The 19,255-nt window shown below is 73.0% G+C and carries 10 protein-coding genes; 3 read left to right on the top strand and 7 right to left on the bottom strand.

The window, feature by feature from the left end; translation table 11 throughout:
- Nucleotides 1-143: 143 nt before the first annotated feature.
- Both ACZ5TL_RS29730 and ACZ5TL_RS29725 read right to left on the bottom strand, forming a co-directional pair.
- On the bottom strand, nt 144-1,118 hold the full coding sequence (locus tag ACZ5TL_RS29730) for a helix-turn-helix transcriptional regulator (RefSeq protein ID WP_468593641.1): 975 nt from the start codon (nt 1,116-1,118) through the stop codon (nt 144-146).
- A gap of 168 nt (nt 1,119-1,286) precedes the next feature.
- On the bottom strand, nt 1,287-1,739 hold the full coding sequence (locus ACZ5TL_RS29725) for a poly(ethylene terephthalate) hydrolase family protein (RefSeq protein ID WP_468593640.1): 453 nt from the start codon (nt 1,737-1,739) through the stop codon (nt 1,287-1,289).
- 447 nt (nt 1,740-2,186) lie between these two features.
- On the opposite strand from ACZ5TL_RS29725, the gene ACZ5TL_RS29720 reads away from it, so the two are divergent.
- Nucleotides 2,187-2,612, top strand: coding sequence for a DUF6003 family protein (locus tag ACZ5TL_RS29720; protein ID WP_468593638.1), 426 nt, complete (start codon nt 2,187-2,189; stop codon nt 2,610-2,612).
- A gap of 156 nt (nt 2,613-2,768) precedes the next feature.
- On the opposite strand, the gene ACZ5TL_RS29715 is transcribed toward ACZ5TL_RS29720, so the two are convergent.
- Nucleotides 2,769-3,467 (bottom strand): ANTAR domain-containing protein, encoded by a 699-nt coding sequence (locus ACZ5TL_RS29715; protein WP_468593637.1) that lies wholly within the window; start codon nt 3,465-3,467, stop codon nt 2,769-2,771.
- A gap of 253 nt (nt 3,468-3,720) precedes the next feature.
- On the opposite strand from ACZ5TL_RS29715, the gene ACZ5TL_RS29710 reads away from it, so the two are divergent.
- Nucleotides 3,721-4,290 carry an ATP-binding protein gene (locus ACZ5TL_RS29710; RefSeq protein WP_468593636.1) on the top strand — a complete coding sequence of 190 codons (570 nt, stop codon included), beginning with the start codon at nt 3,721-3,723 and terminating at the stop codon, nt 4,288-4,290.
- A gap of 220 nt (nt 4,291-4,510) precedes the next feature.
- Here the strand turns inward: ACZ5TL_RS29710 and ACZ5TL_RS29705 are convergent, their stop codons facing one another.
- The 3 genes from ACZ5TL_RS29705 to ACZ5TL_RS29695 are packed head-to-tail and all read right to left on the bottom strand — an operon-like array spanning nt 4,511 to nt 16,466.
- Complete coding sequence (locus ACZ5TL_RS29705) at nt 4,511-11,878, bottom strand: MupA/Atu3671 family FMN-dependent luciferase-like monooxygenase (protein ID WP_468593634.1); 7,368 nt, start codon at nt 11,876-11,878, stop codon at nt 4,511-4,513.
- Complete coding sequence (locus ACZ5TL_RS29700; RefSeq protein ID WP_468593633.1) at nt 11,875-15,198, bottom strand: type I polyketide synthase; 3,324 nt, start codon at nt 15,196-15,198, stop codon at nt 11,875-11,877. Before ACZ5TL_RS29700 ends, ACZ5TL_RS29705 begins: the two co-directional genes overlap by 4 nt.
- Nucleotides 15,198-16,466, bottom strand: a complete 1,269-nt coding sequence (locus ACZ5TL_RS29695; protein WP_468593632.1) for an MFS transporter — start codon at nt 16,464-16,466, stop codon at nt 15,198-15,200. Before ACZ5TL_RS29695 ends, ACZ5TL_RS29700 begins: the two co-directional genes overlap by 1 nt.
- Before the next feature lie 431 nt (nt 16,467-16,897).
- On the opposite strand from ACZ5TL_RS29695, the gene ACZ5TL_RS29690 reads away from it, so the two are divergent.
- Nucleotides 16,898-17,662, top strand: a complete 765-nt coding sequence (locus ACZ5TL_RS29690; protein WP_468593630.1) for a restriction endonuclease — start codon at nt 16,898-16,900, stop codon at nt 17,660-17,662.
- Between the two features lie 130 nt (nt 17,663-17,792).
- On the opposite strand, the gene ACZ5TL_RS29685 is transcribed toward ACZ5TL_RS29690, so the two are convergent.
- Entirely contained in the window at nt 17,793-19,034 is a 1,242-nt protein-coding gene (locus ACZ5TL_RS29685; RefSeq protein ID WP_468593628.1) for a glycosyltransferase, read from the bottom strand.
- Nucleotides 19,035-19,255 lie beyond the last annotated feature (221 nt).

Below are 19,255 nucleotides of genomic sequence, written 5' to 3'. Positions count from 1 at the left end.
ACTCAGCGTGATCAATTTCCGGTGCCATGCCGACGCAGGTACCCCGATCCGCGCTCTCCATCAGCCCTCGGCGGCCCCGGCTTCCACGACGCCGCCTCTGTCGCGCTGGTGAGGGCCGCGCCTGCGGAACCGCCCTTCGATGCTCAGGAGGGCGCTTCGTAGCGGGCGGCGATCGCGGCGGCCCGGTTGCGCAGGGCGGTGCGCAGCCACTGCGGGGCCAGAGCTTCCGCGTGCGGGGCGAGATGCCACAGCGCCCATTCGGCGTGTCTCGAATCCTGGAAGGTCACCTCCAGCCGCAGCCGGCCTTCTGCGTCGGTCTCTTCGGCGAGGACGGCCAGCGCGGTGCTCACCAGTTCCTCCCGCCGCGCCGGGTCCACTCGTACCAGCACGGTGACTTGGCCGCCGCCCGTTCGGAACCGCGTGCTGCGTTCCTGCCAGGCCCGGTCCAGATCGACCCGGGCCGGTCGCTGTGCGGGTTCGGGCAGTTCCGTGGCGGCCAGGATCCGGGACAACCGATAGGTGCGGTCCACGCCTGACCTCGTGGCCAGCAGGTACCCCTGATCGCGCACAGTGACCAGGCCGATCGGGTCCACCGTGCGCCATTTCGGGGTCTGTTCGACCGCCGCGTAGTGGATGCGCAGCTTGTGTCCGGCGAACACGGCGCGTGGGGCCTCGGCCGCTATGGGGTCAGGTACCTCCTCGGCGACCAGTCGGCGCGAGAGGAGGTCGGTCTCAGGGTCGATGAGCATTCGCTCGGCCACACCGGCGGCGGTGTCGCGATGGCTCTCGGGGAGCGCGTCGACCACCTTGAGCATGGCCGAAGCGAGCGCCGAACCCAGGCCGAACGCCTGCGCGCCGCGCCGCGATCCGGCGACCAGCAGCGCAAGGGCCTCGTCGTGGTTCAGTCCGGTGAGCTCGGTCCGGAAACCGGGAAGCAAAGCGAAACCCCCGTGCCGGCCGCGTTCGGCGTGGACCGGGACGCCTGCTGCGGACAACGCCTTGATGTCGCGCAGCACGGTTCGGGTGGACACCTCCAGCTCTCGGGCCAGCGCGGTGGCGGACAGCCGGCCGCGCTGGCGCAGCAGCAGAACCAGTGAGACCAGCCGGTCGGCGCGCATACGAAAACCCTAGAGGAATACGTGACACAGGGTGTCGCGATTCGCTGCGAGGCTCAGTGCAGTGCCTCTCAGGCACCCTGAGTGGTCACTCCTGCGGTCCGGGCACGCAAGCGGTGCCCGCGGGGCCGAACCCGGCGGTCGAGCGCTGCCGGATTCGGAACACGTTCCTCACAGCTCCTGACGGCGGATGTCGCTCCGGTGAGCAGGGCACAGTCGTGCCCTGCTCGACGCGTGCGTCGGCGGGGACGGTGTCTGTGCTGCGGTAACCGCGCCCCCGGCCGACAGGCGCGGTCCCAGCCAGGCGATGGACGACTCGTAGGCGGTGTAGCCGGGCGAGATGGCCACCGCGCCGAAGGTGCCGTCGCCGGTGCTCGTCGGGTAGTAGATGGTGCCGCCGCCGAATCCGGTGGCGGACAGCGAGGAGACGGACGTCTGCGAGACGGCGTACGGGCCGCGCAGTGCCTCGATGCTGGATGTGGTGGGGGCCGGGCCGCGCTCGTAGGGGTTGTCGGCCGCGTGGGCCCCCGGGCTGGTCAGGGGGCCCGCGCCGACGAGGACGGCGAGCGCCGCCGCGGTGCCGGCCAGTCGCCCCGGTCCGGCGCCGGAGGGAGCCGGCGGCATGCGTGGGTGAGGCGGTGTGGGGGTGGAGTCGCACGACGAGTCGTCCTCTCTGTCATGGCGGCGACTCGTGCCGCGGGCACGCGGGACCTGGGGAGTCCGCCGCGTGCCCGCGGAGGGCACCGCCATCGGGCTGGCCGTGCCACTGCCGGGGTCCGGCACCCGCGCGCGGACCGGCAATGTCACCGGTCTTGCCGGACCTCGCGGGCCCGGAGCCGCCGTCCGGCGTGGCGGCGGCGTGGCGGCGGCAGGCGTTGTGCCGCACCAACCGCCAAGGCCTGAGGGCCTGGTGGAAGCGCGTGCTGACGGCGGTGAGGCCGTGTCCCTCATGGACCGGCCGTACTGCGCGGCCGGGGTCCGCCCCGGCCCGACCACCAGGGCGGCACGGCGCTAATCCGGGCGCTGCGGGGTAAAGGGACGTCGATCAGCGCCCGCTGGAAGGAGCCCAGGATGACTGACGACGCCTACCTTTTCCTGCTTGACGACGCGTCCGCGCCGCTCGGCGTGCCCCCGGCCGCCGTCGGCGATCTCGCGTGCATGGAGACTCCCGCGGTACGCGCATGGCTGGACGCCCAGAACAGCGCGCCGGACTCCCCGCGCCTGCGCCTGCTGCCGCCGGAGGAGACGGCGGCCGTGCCCGAGGACGCGGAACGGCTGCCCGTCCCGCTCAGCGAGGAGGAACTGAACCGCCTCCGCCGCAGCATGACGCCGGAGCCCCTCGCCCGCCTCGAGGAGGAGCTGCTCGCCTACCGCGACTGCGCGGACGGCCGGGACGGCCTGATCGGGCGCGCCCTGGCCGCGGGTGTGGCACCGCACCGCATCGTGGAGTTGACCGGCGTGGATCCCGCCACGGTGACGGCCGCGGCGAGCAGCTGACGACACCGAGGGCTGCTGACGACACGGAGGGCGTTCCCATGGCCCGGCCGCCCTCCGGGGCAGCCTCGCCGCCGCGCCGCTCCTTTCCTCGTTCGCCGTCGCGGGTGAAGCGGCGGCGCCTTCTCCGGCTGTCCAGTACGAACAGGCGGACGAGGGTCAGGCGTCGGGTTTGAGTGGTGCGTCGGTGCGTACGCGCTGGGCGACGTCACGCAGCTTGACGTTGTGGTGCTGGGAGATCCTGCGCAGCACGTTGAAGGCGTCTTCTTCGCTCATCCGGTGGCGCTCCCTGAGGATGCCCATGGCCTCACCGATGGCGTGCCGGGTCTCCAGGGCGTGCTGGAGTTGGTCGATGGTGCGGGCGTCGGACAGGGCGACGGCCGCGTGCGAGGCCAGCAGCCAGCCTGCGGTCGCGATGTCCTTGGTGAAGGTTCCCGGGCGGCGGGCGTACAGGTTCAGCGCGCCGAAGTCCTCGTCGTGGGTGTAGAGCAGCACCCCGGTCATGCTGCCGATGCCCAGGTCGCGGGCGGCCTCGGCGTACCGCGGCCAGTCCGGCCGGGGTTCGGACATGTCCTCGATCCGGAAGACACGCTCGTCGTCCGCGTGGCGGGCGAGGTCGAAGCACGGCCCCTCTCCCAGCTCACCCTGCAGCCGGTCGGATTCCTCGACCATGTCTCCGCAGGAGGACAGCGTGACGGCGCGGCCCTTGCGCACGGCCAGGATCCCGGCCGCGTCACAGCCCTCCACCAGTTTCACCGCCGAGGCCGCGATCTCGTCCAGGGTCCCCTGTACCGAGTCCTGCTTCAGCAAGGTCCGCGCGAGCAGGGCCATCTCCTCGGCGAATTCCCGCCACTCCATCGCCACACCCGCCTTTATCGTCAGTTCGACCACACTACAGCCGACCCGGCCCTGCAGCGGAACTCCTGGGGCGGCCCGTCTCAGCGGAGGTCAGCGGCTGCGCATCCACCACAGCGGCACAATGAACGACCGGGCAGGCGGGCACCGGCAGGAAACCCCAGTATGTACGATCCGCGCCCGGGTAAACGTTCGACGGCGATGCCGCCGGAGGACACCGCACATCAACGAAAGACACGACATGGTCATTCCGCTTATGAAGCAGGCGGATGAACAGGGCAGGGACGAGCACGTCACCCTGCGCTTCACTGCTGTCTGGACCGAAAGGGCCGCCTGCGCGGTCGAAGCACGCCTGGCGCTGCACGCCGTGCTCGCCCAGGCCCGACACATCGGCCGCGCTCCCGTGCCGGCCCCCGTGGCCCTGGACGCCGCGCTCGTCGTCAGCGAGCTGGTCACCAACGCCATCCGCCACGCGCCCGGCCCCTGCGGGATGCACCTGCGCCTGTCCCGAGACGAACTGGAGATCACCGTGTGGGACGGCTCCACCGAGAGGCCGGTGCTGAGAAAGAGTGACCGGTACGCCTTCGGTGGTCACGGCATGCGCGTCGTGCACATGATCAGCAGCAGCGTCGACGTCGTTTCCTCCGCGGAGGGGAAGCACATCACCGCCTGCCTGAGCCTGGCCCCCGAAGACGCCGACGCCGGCTCCGTCAGCGGGACCGTCACCCCCACGCCCCTCTCGGGCGCGGCACAGGAGAGCGTGGTGGGGGCGGACGCGTCGGGGGAGGACGCGGCGGACGGTCCGGCGACGGCGCAGCCGGCCTAGCCGCCGGGAAGCGCCTGGGCGGCGGCGTGACGCGCCCGGCGAACGGTTCCGGCCTTGCGTACCGCCCGCGGTCGGGCCGGGCGCGGCCGAGGCGCCCGGGAGGGCGGCGATACGGGCGCGATGCAGGTGAGGTCCCGGAGGGGCCGGGCAGGGCGCCGGCATCCTCGCGGGTCGATTCGACGGGGATGCCGGACGCCTCCAGGTACCTCACCGGCACGGGTCAGTCCTCGAGTGCCCGGGCGGTCTCCTCGCTCAGGAGGGTGACGTAGTCGCGGGACCAGGACTCGATCGTCGTGCGGTCCCACAGGTCGGCCGAGTATTCGACGAAGCCCTTCAGTTCGTCCCCGGCCGGGACCAGACCGAAGGTGAGTTCCGTGCGGGACGCGGCGGGTGCCAGGTCCTCCACGGCCGTGGTCAGGCCGGGCAGTTCGATCTCCGCGTCCAGGGAGCTCTGGTACGCGAAGCCGACATCCAGCCGGTCCGGGACGTCGGCGCCCGTGCGCTCCTGCAACGCGGGAGCGATACGGCGTACCGGCATGGCATTGTCCATGCACGCCGCCGCCGTGCGGGCGACGCGGTCCGTGAGTGTGGTGAAGGGGCCGGTCGCGCCGTCCCGGACGGGCAGGGCGAAGCCGGTGATCGTGCAGGCCAGCAGGGACTCGAACTCCCGGCGCTCACGGTTGGCGTAGGAGACGTTGAACATGACGTCCGGCTGCCCGGCCTTGCGCGCGAGCAGCCGGGCCAGGGCCGAGGCCGTGACCACGAACGGTGTCGTGCCCCGCTGCCTCGCCAGGCGCTCTACGGCGGTCCGTACCGCGGCCGGCACGGTGAACATCACGGCGCCGCCCCGGCCGCTCGGGTCATCGGGCCGGGGCCGGTCCAGGGGCAGGCCGACGGTGAACGGCACCTGGTCGAGTTCGCGCAGCCAGAAGTGGAGCTTGCGTTCCTCGGCCGCCACGTCGTCCGCCCGGGCCTGCTGCCAGCGCGCGTACTCCACGGGCTGACACTCCACGGGCGGCAGGCAGTGAGGTTCGTCCTGCCGTGCGGAGGCGTACAGCGTGGCCAGTTCCTCGAGGAGCAGGCTTACGGACCATCCGTCGCAGGCGGAGTGGTGCAGGACCAGGAGCAGCACCCAGGTGTCGTCGCCGGTGCGGACGAGGCGCAGGGTCATCGGCGGCCCCGCGGCCGGGTCGATCGGGGTCTCGGTGGCCTCGGCCGTGGCTCGTTCCAGGGCGGCCCGCCGCTCGTGCGCGGGCCGCGGGGTGAGGTCGTCCAGCGGCAGCTCGACCGGCCCGGGACGCAGGACTTGCTGTTCCCAGCCGTCCCCGCTGCGGGCAAGGCGGGTCCGCAGGCCCTCGTGCCGTTCGACCAGCCGGTTCAGCGCGGTGCGCAGGGCCGCCACGTCCAGGGTGCCGGTGAGGGTGATGCGCAGGGCGACGTTGAACACCTGCGGGAGGAGGTGGTCGGCGTGCACCGCCGCGAAGCGGGACTGCTGGGCGGTGGCGGGCGCCCGGCGCTCCACCACATTGCCGGGTTCGTCGACGCCGGACGGCATCTCGCTTGCTGTCTGGGCCAGTTGAGCCGTCATGGCCCGCAGGGTGGGGTCCTGGTAGAAGCTCAGCATCGGGTACTCGGTGGCGAACTCCTCGCGGACCTGGTTGACCAGCCGCATCGCGGTGATGGAGTGGCCGCCCAGCTCGAAGAACGAGGCGTCGGGTGCGATGCCGTCGGCGTCGATGCCGAACTCGGCCGCCCACAGGGCGCGTACGCGCCGTTCGATGTCCGAGGGATGGCCGGGTCCGGGCCCGTCGTCGGTGGTGGCGGTCGGTCCGTGGCTCGGTGCCGTCGTGACCAGGTCGGGGGCCGGGAGTGCGGTGCGGTCCAGTTTGCCGCTGCCTGTCACGGGCAGGGCGGGCAGGATGCGCCAGGCGCGCGGTACCAGGTACTCGGGCAGGCGGGTGGCCAGGTGCTCGGCCAGGAGGTCGGCGAACGCCTGCCGGTCGTCCGCCGCCCCGCCGATCGGGTCGGCGGGGACGGCGTAGGCCGCCAGATACGCCTCACCGCGGTCGTTGCGGCGGCCCAGGACGGCCGCCTCGCGCACACCGTCCACGGTGTTCAGTACGCGGGCGGCCTCCTCCGGCTCGACCCGGAAGCCCCGGATCTTGACCTGGTCGTCGACGCGACCGCAGAACTCCAGCCTCCCCTCCTCGCTCCAGCGGACCAGGTCGCCGGTGCGGTACCTGCGCGCACCCGGGCCGCCGTCCGGGTCCGGCACGAAGCGCTCCTGGGTGAGTTCGGGGCGGTGGAGGTAGCCGAGGGCCACACCGGGGCCGCCGACGTACAGCTCCCCCACCGTGCCGACGGGCACAGGGTTTCCCGAGGCGTCGAGCACGCGCAGCGTCACGTTGTCGGCCGGGCGGCCTATCGCGATCGGCCCGGCCGGCTCCCCCGCGGGCGCGGGCACGGGCTGGGTGGTGCACAGGACGGTGACCTCGGTGGGTCCGTACACGTTCACCGTCTCGTACGGCGCCTCGGGCCGGGGCCGGGTGCGCAGCACGTCGCCGCCGAGCAGCAGGTGCCGCAGTGGCGGCTGGTCGGCCGCGGGGAGGCGCAGCAGTTGCTCGCCGAGGGCGGTGGGCAGGAGGGAGAAGGTGACGCCCTGGGCCGCGTACCACCGGGCCAGAGCCAGGGGGTCCCGGCGCACGTCCTCGTCGGCGATCGTGAGGGACGCTCCGGCCGTGAGCGCCGGCCAGATCTCCAGGAGCGAGGCGTCGAAGCTCTGGCTGCACACCACCGCACTGCGGTCGGCCGGGGTGACGGCGAAGCGCCGGTGCTGCCACGCGCACAGGTCGACGACGCCGCGGTGGGTGATCACGACGCCCTTGGGTGTGCCGGTGCTGCCCGAGGTGTACAGGACACAGCACGCGGGCTGAGGATCAGTGGCACCCGCTGCGGGGTGTGCGGACGCGTCGGGCCGTACGACCGTCACCCCCGCCGGCAGTGTCAGGGCGGCAGCGGCGGCGGGTGTCGACACCACGATCCGCGCTCCGCACCCGGCGATGGCCTGCTCCGCGCGGCCCCGGCCGAGCGACGGGTCGAGCGGCACATAGGCGCGGCCCGCCTTCAGCACCGCGAGCATGGCGACGACGAGATCGGCAGAGCGCGGCAGCCACAGGGCCACCGCCTCGTCGCCGCCCGGGTGCCGCTCTCGCAGGGCGGCGGCCAACCGCTCGGCTCGGTCGTCGAGTTCGCGGTAGGTCAGCCGGCTGTCACCGCTGATCACCGCGGTGCTGTGCGGCTGTGCGGCTGCCCGGCGGGCGACGAGGGCGTGGACGGTGGTGTCCTCGGGCGGGCGGGACGGGCCGTGCTGCCAGGAATGCGGTACCGGGTCGCCCACGGCCGCTGTGGGCACGGCCGCCGGGACGAGTCCCGACAGCGGGGTGCCGGGAGCTTCGACCGCGGCCGCGAGCAGGTCGCGGAAGACGGTGAAGAACCCGTCGACGGTCCGCTCGTCGAACAGGTCGGTGTTGTACTCCAGGTGGCAGCGGATGCCGTGCGGCTGGTCGGTGAAGTAGACCGTCAGATCCGTCAGGGACTTGTCCGGGCCGGCGTCCAGCGGTGTCGCCTCGATGCCCGGGAGGTCGAAGCGGAACGGCTCGGTGCGCTGGAACTCGGCGAAGGCCTGGAAGACGGGCGTCCGGTCGACCGCCCGGGGCGGGGCGAGTTCGCGCACCACGGACTCGAAGGGCACACGCGCGTGGTCGTACGCGTCGAGGGCGACCGTGCGTACTCGGTCCAGGAGCGTTTCGAACGCCGGGTCGCCCGACAGGTCCAGGCGCAGCGCGAGGGTGTTCACGAAGAACCCGAGCAGGTCCTGGGCCTTTTCCGGCCGGTCCGAGATCGGGGTGCCGACGACGATGTCCGTCTGTCCGGTGACCTGGTGCAGCATGGCCGCGTACCCGGTGAGCAGGGTCATGAACAGCGTGCTGCGGCGCGTACGGCTCAACTCCCGTAGTCGCCGGGAGAGTTCCGGGTCCAGGGTGTGGAAGACCGCCCGTCCGCCGGACGTCATCGGGGACGGGCGCGGCCGGTCGGTGGGCAGGGCGAGGGCGGGCAGGTCGCCGGCGAGGGTGCGGCGCCAGTAGGCCAGGTCCTCTGCCGCCCCGGGGCTCGCGGAAGCCGCCTGCTCCCTGGCGTGGTCGGCGTAGGTGAACGTGAGGGCCGGGAGGTTCGCGGAGGTGCCCTCGCGCTCGGCCCGGTAGAGGGCGGACAGGTCACGGGCCAGGACGGTCGCCGACGCCGCATCGACCACGATGTGGTGCAGGGACAGCACGAGGACGTGCTCGGCGTCGGCGAGCCTGACCAGCCGGGTCACGAACAGGGGGCCGTCCGCGAGGTCGAAGCGGCGCGTGCTCTCGGCCGACAGCACGTCCCGCAGCGTGGTTCCGGTCCCGTCCACGACCTCGAAGTCGGGCTCGGCGCAGGCCCGTACCACCTGCCGCGGCTCGCCCGCGGCTTCCCGGAAGACGGTACGCAGGCCCTCGTGCCGGGCCACGAGGCCGCGCAGTGCCGTGCGCAGGGCGGCTACGTCGAGCGGGCCGGTGAGGCGGATCGCCTTGACCTCGTTGTAGGCGGTGCGTCCCGGGAGGAGTCGCTCCAGGAACCAGATGCGCTCCTGACCGGGTGACAGCGGTGCGTCGATGGCAGAGGCGGGGGATGCGGAGGCCTGCGTGCGGGCCGCTGAGGGCGCGGGGGCGCCGACGGGGCGGTGAAGGTAGTGGCGGCGCAGGGCGTCCAGGCGTGGCAGGCCCTCGCGCAGTTCGTCCGCCGCGACACCGAAGTCGACGAGTGCCACGATCTCGTCGGCTCCGGCCGCGGTCACAGCGTCCACCACCGGGCGGACGCTGTCCGCCGTGCCGATCAGAGCCCGCTGGTCACAGTAGCGGCCGTAGGCGCGGCGGAACACCGTCTCCAGGTCGTCCTCGCTCAGGGCGGCCAGGTCGACGCTGTGCCCGAGGCTGTTCGTGACGCCGCTGAACAGCGACAGGGACGCGCGCATGTAGCGGGACAGCGGTGCGTACGCCTCGGTCCGCGCGGTGTCGTGGTCGTCCGCGAGGTAGGTGTGCAGCAGGACGGCCACCCGCCCGGCGTCCGGGTCCAGGCCGTGCCTCGCCCGTGCGTCGCGGTAGCGGGCGATGTTCTCGCGCAGTTGCTCCACGGTCTGCGTCATCAGGTTCGTGACGACGCCCAGATCATGGCGGCCGGCCAGTTCGTACGAGGCCGGGTTGCCGACCACCGCGGTGAACATCGGCGGAGTGTCCTGCACCGGCCGCGGGAAGAGGCGCAGGTCGGCCTCGCCGTCGCCGGTGGTGCGGCGCAGGGCGTCGCCGCGCCAGAACGTACGCAGCTCTGCCAGCTGTTCGTACATCAGCTCCTTGTGCCGGCCGAAGCGGTCGGGGAAGAAGGCGAAGTCCTGGGAGCTCCAGCCGCCGGCGACGCCGATGCCGACGCGCCCGCCGGAGAGGTTGTCGACCATCGACCACTCCTCGGCGACCCGGATCGGGTCGTGGAGGGGCAGGACGACGGAGCCGGCGTTGAGGCGGATGCGGTGCGTCTCTCGGGACAGCGCGGCCGCGAGCACCGCCGGGTTGGGGAAGAGACCGCCGAAGGAGTGGAAGTGCCGTTCGGGCATCCAGAGTGCGTGGAAGCCGTGCTGGTCGGCGAACCGGGCGACGTCCATGAGGAGTTCGTACCGGCCGTGGCGCGGTGCCGTGGCGTCCTGCGGATAGTCACCGAAGAAGTAGACGCTGAAGTCGGCCGTGCGGGGAGCCGGGCCCGTGGTGGAGGCGGCGACGGCCGCGGCGTTCCAGGCCATGGAGGCCACCGGGGCGGGCGACGGCGCGGGGGCGGTAGCCGGTTGTGGCTCCGGTTCCGGTTCCGGCTTCGCCTCCCAATGCGGTACCGGGCTCGCTTCCGGCATGGGTTCCGGCTTGAGTTCCGGCATGGGTTCCGGCTTGAGTTCCGAACTCGGTGGCGCGGCCTTCGGCGCCACGACCGGCCCGCCCGGGAAGAAGCCCGCCGAGCGCAGCTCGCGCAGCGACTCCCGTACGGCGTCCGCCACGTACTCGATGTCGCCGTCCGAGTGGGCGGTGGACAGGAAGAAGTTGCGCCACTCCCAGACGTGGACGCCGCGCAGCATCAGGTGGTGGTAGAGGAGCTCCATGTCGGCGCGGTGCTCGAAGCGGAACTGCGAGCCGAAGTGGCTCATCCGCAGCGGGTACTCCTCGGCCTCGAAGAACCCGTTGAGTGTCGCGGCCAGTTCGGCGGTACGCGCGTTGAGCCGCTCCTGCAGGCGCGGGCTGTGCTCCTTGAGGTGGGTGAGTACGGCGCGGGCGGCGACCATCGACACCGGGTGCTGGATGTACGTGCCGCCGAAGAAGGTGGTGTCGGCGGGCGGGTAGCTGTCGTCGCCGTAGGACCAGTGACCGCCGTCGACGCCGTCCATGATGTCGGCGCGGCCGGCGACGGCGCCGATGGGGAACCCGCCGCCGAGGAGCTTGCCGTAGGTGGCGACGTCGGGTGTGACGCCGTACAGCTCCTGGGCGCCGCGCAGGGCGGGGCGGAAACCGGTCAGCATCTCGTCGAAGAGCAGCACGATGCCGTGGCGGCGGGTCAGTTCCCGGAGCTTGCGGACGAACTCGACCGGCTGGAGCGAGGGGTGCCTGCTCTGCACCGGCTCCACGACGACCGCGGCGATGTCGCCGGCGTGCCGGGCGATCGTCTCCAGGGCGGTGTCGCTGCCGTAGTCGAGGACCAGCAGGTCGGAGACGGCGGCCTGGGGGATGCCGCGGGAGACGGGCACGGTGAACCGGTCGGCGTCCCTGCCCGAGGCACGGCCGAGGACGTTGTCGGCGTGGCCGTGGTACGCGCCGAGGAAGGTGACGATCTTGTCGCGGCCGGTCGCGGCGCGGGCCAGGCGGATGGCCGCGGAGTTCGCCTCCGTACCGGAGTTGGCGAAGGCCACGCGCTCCAGCCCGGTGATGCCGGCGAGGAGTTCGGCCGCCTCGCCGGTCTCGATGGCGCGGGGGCCGAGCTGGATACCGCGCGAGAGGTGTTCGCGCACAGCCTCGGTGACGAAGTCCGGCTCATGGCCGAAGAGGAGGACACCGAAGCCCATCGTGATGTCGACGTACTCGTTGCCGTCCACGTCCTCCAGCCGCGCCCCGCTCGCCCTGCGGCCCGCGATCGGGTACAGCATCTCCTTCGTGCCGCTGCGGAAGCCGACGACGGCCCGGCTGTCGGCCAGGACGCGGCGGTAGCGCTGGGCGATCCGCTTGGAGGCCGGGGTCCGGGCGGTGTAGCGGCGGACGAGGTCGTCCAGGTGTTCCTGCTGGGAGTGCGGGGCGGTGTCCCGCACCATGCCGGAACTCCGCCCGACCGTCACCCGGGGCCCGTGGACGTGAGGCGTCCTGGGGGCCGGAGCGGTTGCCCCGCTGCCGCCCATCTGTTCCGCGATGCGCTGCGAGAGTTCCGTCATCTCCGCCAGGTCCCGGTCCAGCGCGGCGGATATGCCGTCCAGCCCGGTCACTTCGCCACCTCGCCGTTGAGCCGGTCCGTCACCGAGGCCGTCTGGAGCGCGAGCAGCTGGGAGAGCTGGGACATCATCTGCAGTTGTATCCGCGACATCTGCTGGATCTTGTCAGCGAGATCCTCCAGCTCCTCCCGGGTCGCGTACTCGGGCGCGGATGCGGGCGCGGATGCGGACCGGAGGTCCGACCCGGGCACGGGCTGGCAGTCCGAGGCGGGTGCAGGCCGGGGAGACTGCGCGGACGCAGGCTGGGGGCCCGGTGCGGGCGGGGCCGCGGGCCCGGGCGCGACCGGCTCCGCTACCCCGGTCCGCTCCACCGGGGGTTCGGCCGGCGCCGTCCCGGCCGCCCCCGGCATGCGCGCCACGATGAACTCAGCGAGCCGCCGCGGCGTGCCCGTCTCCTCGAACAGCTGACGCATCGTCACTCTGACCTGGTGCTGCTGCTCCAGTTCCCGCAGCACGCTGATCATCTGCAGCGAGTCGGCGCCGAGGTCGAAGAAGTTCGCGTCGCCGGGGATCGCCGACGGATCGCCGCCGAGGTGCCGGGCGGTCGCCTCGACGATGCTGTGCAGTGCGCGCGCGACGGCTGTCTCTTGCTGAACCACTTCGGCTCCCTTTCTCGCTGCTGTTCCCGTGCTGAGGGGCGTGGGCTGCGGCCCCGTCCAGTGGTCCTGATGCTGGAATCGGTATCCGGGCAGCGGGATGCGCCTGCCGCCGCTGCCTGCCAGGAGCGGCTCCCAGCCGAGGTCCGCTCCGGCGCAGTGCAGTCCCGCGGCCGCACCCCAGAGGGCGCCGAGCCCCGCGCCGCGCCGCAGGGACGGCCACGCCAGTACGCCGGGCAGGGCGCGGCGGGCCAGGCCGCTGAGGGTGGTGTGCGGCCCGATCTCGAGCAGGACGTCGGGCCGCCCGGCACCGACGCCCCGCATCGCCTCGTCGAAGCGGACGGGCTCGCGGGTGTGCCGTAGGAAGTAGTCCGTGCCGGGGATCCAGCCGGGCGGGCGGGTCGCACCGTCCAGGGCACTGACGAACGGGATCCGCACCGGGCTGAACTCCACGTCGTCCAGGGCTTTCCGGAACTCCTCCAGCATCGGTTCCATCAAGGCGGTGTGGAAGGCGCGGCTCACCGGCAGCCGCTGCCCCGGGGTGCCGCGGGCGTCCAGCAGGGCGCATGCCCTCTCGACGGCTTCGACCGGCCCGGCGAGCACGTGCGCGCGTTCCCCGTTGGTCACGGCCGGCTCCAGGCCGGGGACCTCGGCGGCCAGAGCGAGAGCGGCCGCCCGGTCGATCGGTGCGGCCACCATCGCGCCCGGCGCGCAGCGCTGCCGCATCAGCCGGCCGCGTTCGGTGGTGAGGCGCAGACCGTCCTCGAGCGACAGGGCACCGGCCGCGTACAGCGCGGCGTACTCCCCCACGCTGTGTCCGGTCACGGCGCACGGTGCGACGCCGGTGTCGTGCCAGAGCCGGACGAGGGCGCACTGCAGGGCGAACAGCGCGGGCTGCGCGGTGTCCGTGTCCCCTGCGGCCCCCTCCCCCGGTTCGTTCTCCGTGGTCAGCGCCGCGAGCAGCGCTTCGCCGGTGAGGTCGCGGTAGTGGTGCTCGCACGCGTCGAGGACTTCGCGTACGGCGGGGAAGCGCGCGTAGAGGGCGGCCGCCATGGCGGGGTATTGGCTTCCCTGGCCGGTGAACTGGAAGACCACGCGCGGGGCGCCCTCCGGGGGTGCCGTCCCTGTGGTCACCGCCGCTCGGGCGGTTCCGGCGAGCCAGGCGTCTAGGACGTCGGCGAGGGCTGCCGGGGCTGAGCCGCGGGCGGCGAGGCGGTGGCGGCCGTGGGTGCGGCCGAGGGCTGCCGTGGTGACGAGGTCGGCCAGGTGCGGTGCGGGTGACCGGCGTAACCGGTCGCTGAGGGCGCGGGCGTTGTCCGCGAGAGCCTGGGGGGTGCTGCCCGAGACCAGCAGCACGTCCGGAGGGGGAGCCGCGTCCGTCCTGGGCGCCGGTTCGGGGGCCTGTTCCAGGATCAGATGGACGTTGGTGCCACCGACACCGAGTGAGGTGAGGCCCGCGCGGCGCGGTACGTCGCCGGCCGGCCAGGGCTCGGCGGTCCGGGGGATGTAGAAGGGGCTGTGATCGAGGTCGATGCGGGGGTTGGGCTCGGTGAAGTTCGCCATCGGCGGGATCACGCCGTGCCGCAGGACCAGCAGGGCCTTGACGAGACCCGCCAGGCCGGAGGCGGCGTCGAGGTGGCCGATGTTGGCCTTGGCCGAGCCGAGGGCGCAGTAGCCGGTGCGGTCGGTGTCCTCGCGGTAGGCGCGGGCCGCGCCGTCGAACTCGATCGGGTCGCCCTTGAGGGTGCCCGTGCCGTGGGTCTCCAGGTAGCCGATGGTGTCCGCGCCGACGCCGGCGCGCCGCAGAGCCTGCCGGACGGCCGTGTGCTGGCCCTCGGCGCTCGGGGCGGTGAACGCCCTCTTGCGAGCGCCGTCGTTGCCGATGCCCCAGCCGCGGATGACGCCGTGGACGGTGTCGCCGTCGGCGACGGCCCGGGCCAGCGGCTTCAGTACGACGGCCAGGACGCCCGTGCCGCCCACGGTGCCGTCGGCTCCGGCGTCGAAGGCCCGCAGGCGGCCGGACTTGGACAGGATCGAGCCCTTGACGTAGCGGTAGCCCAGGACCTGCGGCACGTGGACGGCGGTGGCGCCGACGAGGGCGATGTCGCAGTCGCCCATGAGCAGCGACTGCGCGGCCGTCTGGACGGCGACCAGGGAACTGGAACACCCCGTCTGGAGGGTGACCGCGGGGCCGGTCAGGCCCAGCCGGTAGGCGACACGGGTGGCCGTGAAGTCGGCGTAGTTGCCGACGGTCATCTGCATGCCCGTCATCCAGTCGGACGGGGGCCCGCCGGCCAGGACGTTGTTCAGGAGGTAGTTCTGCAGGGTGTACAGGTGGTATCCGGCGCTGGCGTAGACGCCGACGCGGGTGCCGTCCCGTTCCTCCGGGTAGCCGGCGTTCTCCAGGGCGTGCTGGGCGCACTCCAGGAACATGCGCTGCTGCGGGTCGGTGAGCCGGGCTTCGCGGGCGCTCATCGCGAAGTGCTGGGCGTCGAAGCCGGTGATGTCGTCCAGGACGCCGGAGGCGCCGACGAAGTCCTCCGCCTCGTACTCCTCGGCGGGGACTCCGGCGGCGGCGAGTTCCTCGTCGGTGAAGCGGGTGACGCAGTCGGTGCCGTCCCGGATGATCCGCCAGAAGTCCTCGGGCGTGTCGGCGCCGGGCAGCCGGAAGGCCATGCCGATGACGGCCATCCTCGGGTCCGTGTCGCTCGTGGCCATCAGCCGCGTCCCTCCGTCACCGTCGACGGGTCATGCCCGGCCCGGTCCTCCGCGGGCGGGGCGGGGGGTCTCCTGCCGCGGACGACCAGCATCAGGAGCAGCCCCACGCAGAGGACGATGGCGAGGCCGTGGAAGGCCGCCACCACCTGCAGCGGCGAGAAGGTCTCCAGGAGCGCGCCGCTGACGAGCATGCCGAGGCCAAATCCGGTGTTCTCGGCCGAGGCGGAGAGCCCGAAGAGGCGACCGCGCTGGTCGTCGGGGGCGGTCTGCAGTCTCGACACGTAGACGATCTCGGTGAACCCGTCGGCGGCTCCGGCGACGAGCGCGGCGATGACGGCGGGCGCGGTCGGCAGTCCGCTGAAGACCACGATGAATCCGGCCGACATCACACAGGCGCCGAGCGCGAACGCCCGCTCCCCCGGTGTCCGCCCGGTCCTCTTGGTGACCCGCCCGATCACCTGCTGGGCGACGATGTTGCCGATGGCCCAGGTCGCCCAGAACTGGCTGATGAACGTGGCCGGATGATCGGGATCGAGGCCGCTGGAGTAGATGGGCAGGGCAACGTTGTGGGACGAGGAGCCGAGACCGTCCACCGCCCGGATGGCGATCATCGCCATCAGCAGCGGGGCCGTGCCCAGCAGTACCCGGACCGTCCAGCGATCGGCGCCGGCAGCCTTCGCCGAGCCGCCCCCGGCAGCGGCGGTGGCGGCGGCCGCCCTGGTGCGGACGGGCAGCAGGAACAGCACCGTCGCCGAGACCACGAAGGTCGCGGCGTCCAGCGCGAAGGCCGCGGAGTAGCCGAGTCGCGCCACGACCACGCCCGCCGAGGCGAAGCCGGCGATCATGGCGAGGGAACGTCCCGTCACCAGCAGCGCGTTGGCCCGCATCCGGTGTTCCGCGCCGACGATCTCGGGGATGCTGGTGCGCAGGGCCACCTGGGAGAGCGTGGAGCAGCCGCCCGTGACCACGGCCAGGGCGTAGAGCAGCCCGGGGCGCACGCCGTCGGGGGCGAGCAGCAGCGTCAGCAGGGCGACGGCCTGGCACAGGTCGGCGCCGACCATCAGGCGCTTGCGGTCGAAGCGCGAGACGAGCCGGCCGCTCACCCAGCCCGACACGACACTGGTCGCCAGGCGTACGGCCATGAAGAGGCCGGCGGCCAGCGCGCTGCCGGTGGCGTCGTAGACGAAGACGTTCAGCGCGACCATGTTCAGGTAGCTGCCGTACGCCGAGATGCCGTTGCCCAGGACGAGCAGACGGAAGTACCTCATGCACCTTCCTCTGGTCCGCATGAAGGGGGTGAGTGACGGGACATCCGGCGCCCTGCCCGTCCGCTCAGGGGCGAGACGGGGTCCGGGCGGCCGGCGGGCCCGGGCACGGTCGCCCGCAGGCGTGTCGGTGTGCACCGCCGCCGCACGGCGTGTTCATGCCCTGATGCCGGACCAGCACAGAAACCATTCCCCCCAATACGCCGCCGGACGGCAGCCATTGGTCCGTCACCCAAGCAGAACCGGACGGGCGCGTTCAAGAACGGAAGAGTGGTCTAGACGACTTCCGGTCTGGTTTTGGCGATTTCGAAGCGCTCACACGCCACGGATCACGCGTCCCTGGGTTCCGCGCGGCGGAGGGAACGATGAAGATCCCGATGCTGGGAAGACGGTGGAGACGATCTTTACCTTGATCCCATGAGGGGGGACTCTTCGTGACCGCACCCGCGCGTCCCGCACCGCGTGTGAACCGCCGGCGTGGCTTCGACCTTCGTTCGACCGCGCTGTTCTTCGTCTTTCTCGCCGTGGCCGTGTGCGTCCTTGGCCTCGCGGCCCGTATGGTGGCCGACGCCGCCGAGCGGCGCCCCGTCTGGGTGTTCGTGCTGGTCGTGGTCGGTGTCGCGGGGTTCGCGGGTCTGGGGCGCCGTGTGCACCTGGCGAGAGCGGCGCGGCGGGCCGCGGCAGCGCTCGACGACGCGGCCAGGGAAGCCGCCGACGAGCTGGAGGCGGTGTCGATACCCGTACAGCGCCCGGCGGTTGAGGCCGCCATCGACTACGACGCCCTGACGCCCGAGGAGTTCGAGGAGGCGATCGCCGCTCTCTGCGAACGCGACGGCTGCTCTGCCGTAGAGGTCGTGGGAGGCGCCGGCGACCTGGGCGCCGATGTCGTGGCCGTGACTCCCGACGGGCTCCGGGTCGTCATCCAGTGCAAGCACTACGGCGACTCCCACCGCGTCGGTTCTCAGGACCTCCAGCGCTTCGGCGGCACGTGCTTCACCGTCCACGAGGCCGACGTCGCCGTGCTGGTCACGACGAGCGACTTCACCGCGCCGGCGGTGGAGTACGCCGACCAGTGCGGGATCGTGTGCGCCGGCCGCGAGGCCCTGCAGGCCTGGACGGACGGCACCGGCCCCCGGCCCTGGGACGCCGCTTCGGGAGGCTCGGCGGCGGGCTGGGACATGGCCGGTGCCGGGTCATGAGCCGGAAGCCAGGTCACGAGCCGGCACCGGGGCATGACCCGGTGCCGAGTGGACGGCGACCGCGGGGGCGCGGGCCGTGCTCCGTGAACAGTTGGTCAGCCGATTCGCGGCGCCGCCGTCCCGGAGCCGCTCACGACGCGAGCCGGTCGAGCGCGCCCAGGACCGGTGCCACGCCGTCCTCCTCGGCCAGGCGGCGTGACAGCTCCTGGGCCCGGCCGCGGGGACCGGGGTCGCCGGTGGCGCGGCGCAGGGCGGAGGCGAGTGCCTCGGCGGTGAGGGACCGCAGGGGTACCGCGCACGGAGCGGCCCCCAGGGCGACCAGACGCGCCGCCCAGAAACCTCCGTCGAACTGCACCGGCACCGGCACGGCCGGGACACCCGCGCGCAGGCCGGCGGCCGTCGTGCCGGCCCCCGCGTGGTGAACCACCGCGGCGGTACGGGGAAACAGCAGCGCGTGCGGCACGTCCCCGACCGTGATGACGTCGTCGGTCCGTACGGCGAGTCCCGCCCATCCCTGCTGGACGATCCCGCGCATCCCCGCCGCTCGCAGGGCACGCACGAGCTCTCCGTTGACCCGCTCGGGTTCGGGCACGGTGGCGCTGCCCAGCCCGATGAACACCGGCGCCGGCCCGGCGGCGAGGAACTCCTCCACCTCCGCGGGCAGGGCACGGGTGTCGTGCGGCCACCAGTACCCCGCCATCTCCAGACCGGGCCGCCAGTCCCGGGGGCGGGGCACCACCAGCTCGCTGAACCCGTGCAGCACGGGCCAGTGGGACCGCTCATGGGCCCGGCGGATCGCGGCGGGGCCGCGCAGGGGCATGCCGTGCCGGGTGCGCAGTCTGCGCACGGCCTGTGTGAACACCCCGTCGACGGCGGCGATGACGGCCCGTCCGCCGAGGTGGTTGGCCACGGTACCGAGCGAGCGCCCGCCGAGCATGGGCGCTCCGAACGCGCGCGTGGGGTGCTGGGGCTGGAGGAACAGGCCGAGGCTGGGCAGCCGCAGTCCTTCGGCGATGGCGCGGCCCAGCGGTGCCACGGCACCGGCGGCAAGGACGACGTCCGCGTCGCGGGCCGCCTGCACCAGGGCGTCGGTCATCTCCTCGGCCACCGAGCGGGCCATCGACGCCGCGCGCAGCAGTTTGCCGATTCCAGTGGTGCTGGCGTGCAGGGTGCGGCCGCGGTCGGAGTGGGACACGGCGTGCGGGTCGACCGGGGTCGGATGGAACCGCACCCCGGTACCGGCGGTCAGGGACTCGAACACCCCGTGAGTGGCGAGCGTGACCTCGTGCCCGCCGCGCGCCAGGCCCGCGCCCAGCCCGGCGTACGGCGCGACGTCACCGCGCGATCCCGCTGTCATGATCACCACCCGCATGGGTCCCAGTGTGGACCGGCCGGGCGGGCGACACACCGCGTACGGCCGGACGTGCCCGAGATTCGCCGGTGCGGTGGAGGAGCGACCGGGGCGGCCGACCACGGGCCCGGTCGGCCGCTCCGCCGTCCAGGGGTCGAAGCGGCGGGTGGCGGCCTGGCGCAACCGTGGGGAGCCGTCGTGAGCACGCTCAGCCGGCTGCAAGCCTGCTCGCCGCCCGGCGG

It is taken from the genome of Streptomyces sp. NPDC033136 (assembly GCF_055578235.1).
The sequence above is the reverse complement of the archived record's forward strand: the minus strand, read 5'-3'. Positions and strand labels throughout refer to the sequence as shown.

Bases quoted from the DNA above. Each gene is read 5' to 3' on its own strand.
- ACZ5TL_RS29685 (WP_468593628.1), bottom strand. From the start codon at position 19,034: ATGCGGGTGGTGATCATGACAGCGGGATCGCGCGGTGACGTCGCGCCG.
- ACZ5TL_RS29720 (WP_468593638.1), top strand. From the start codon at position 2,187: ATGACTGACGACGCCTACCTTTTCCTGCTTGACGACGCGTCCGCGCCG.
- ACZ5TL_RS29710 (WP_468593636.1), top strand. From the start codon at position 3,721: ATGAAGCAGGCGGATGAACAGGGCAGGGACGAGCACGTCACCCTGCGC.
- ACZ5TL_RS29715 (WP_468593637.1), bottom strand. From the start codon at position 3,467: ATGGAGTGGCGGGAATTCGCCGAGGAGATGGCCCTGCTCGCGCGGACC.
- ACZ5TL_RS29725 (WP_468593640.1), bottom strand. From the start codon at position 1,739: ATGCCGCCGGCTCCCTCCGGCGCCGGACCGGGGCGACTGGCCGGCACC.
- ACZ5TL_RS29695 (WP_468593632.1), bottom strand. From the start codon at position 16,466: ATGAGGTACTTCCGTCTGCTCGTCCTGGGCAACGGCATCTCGGCGTAC.
- ACZ5TL_RS29730 (WP_468593641.1), bottom strand. From the start codon at position 1,118: ATGCGCGCCGACCGGCTGGTCTCACTGGTTCTGCTGCTGCGCCAGCGC.
- ACZ5TL_RS29700 (WP_468593633.1), bottom strand. From the start codon at position 15,198: ATGGCCACGAGCGACACGGACCCGAGGATGGCCGTCATCGGCATGGCC.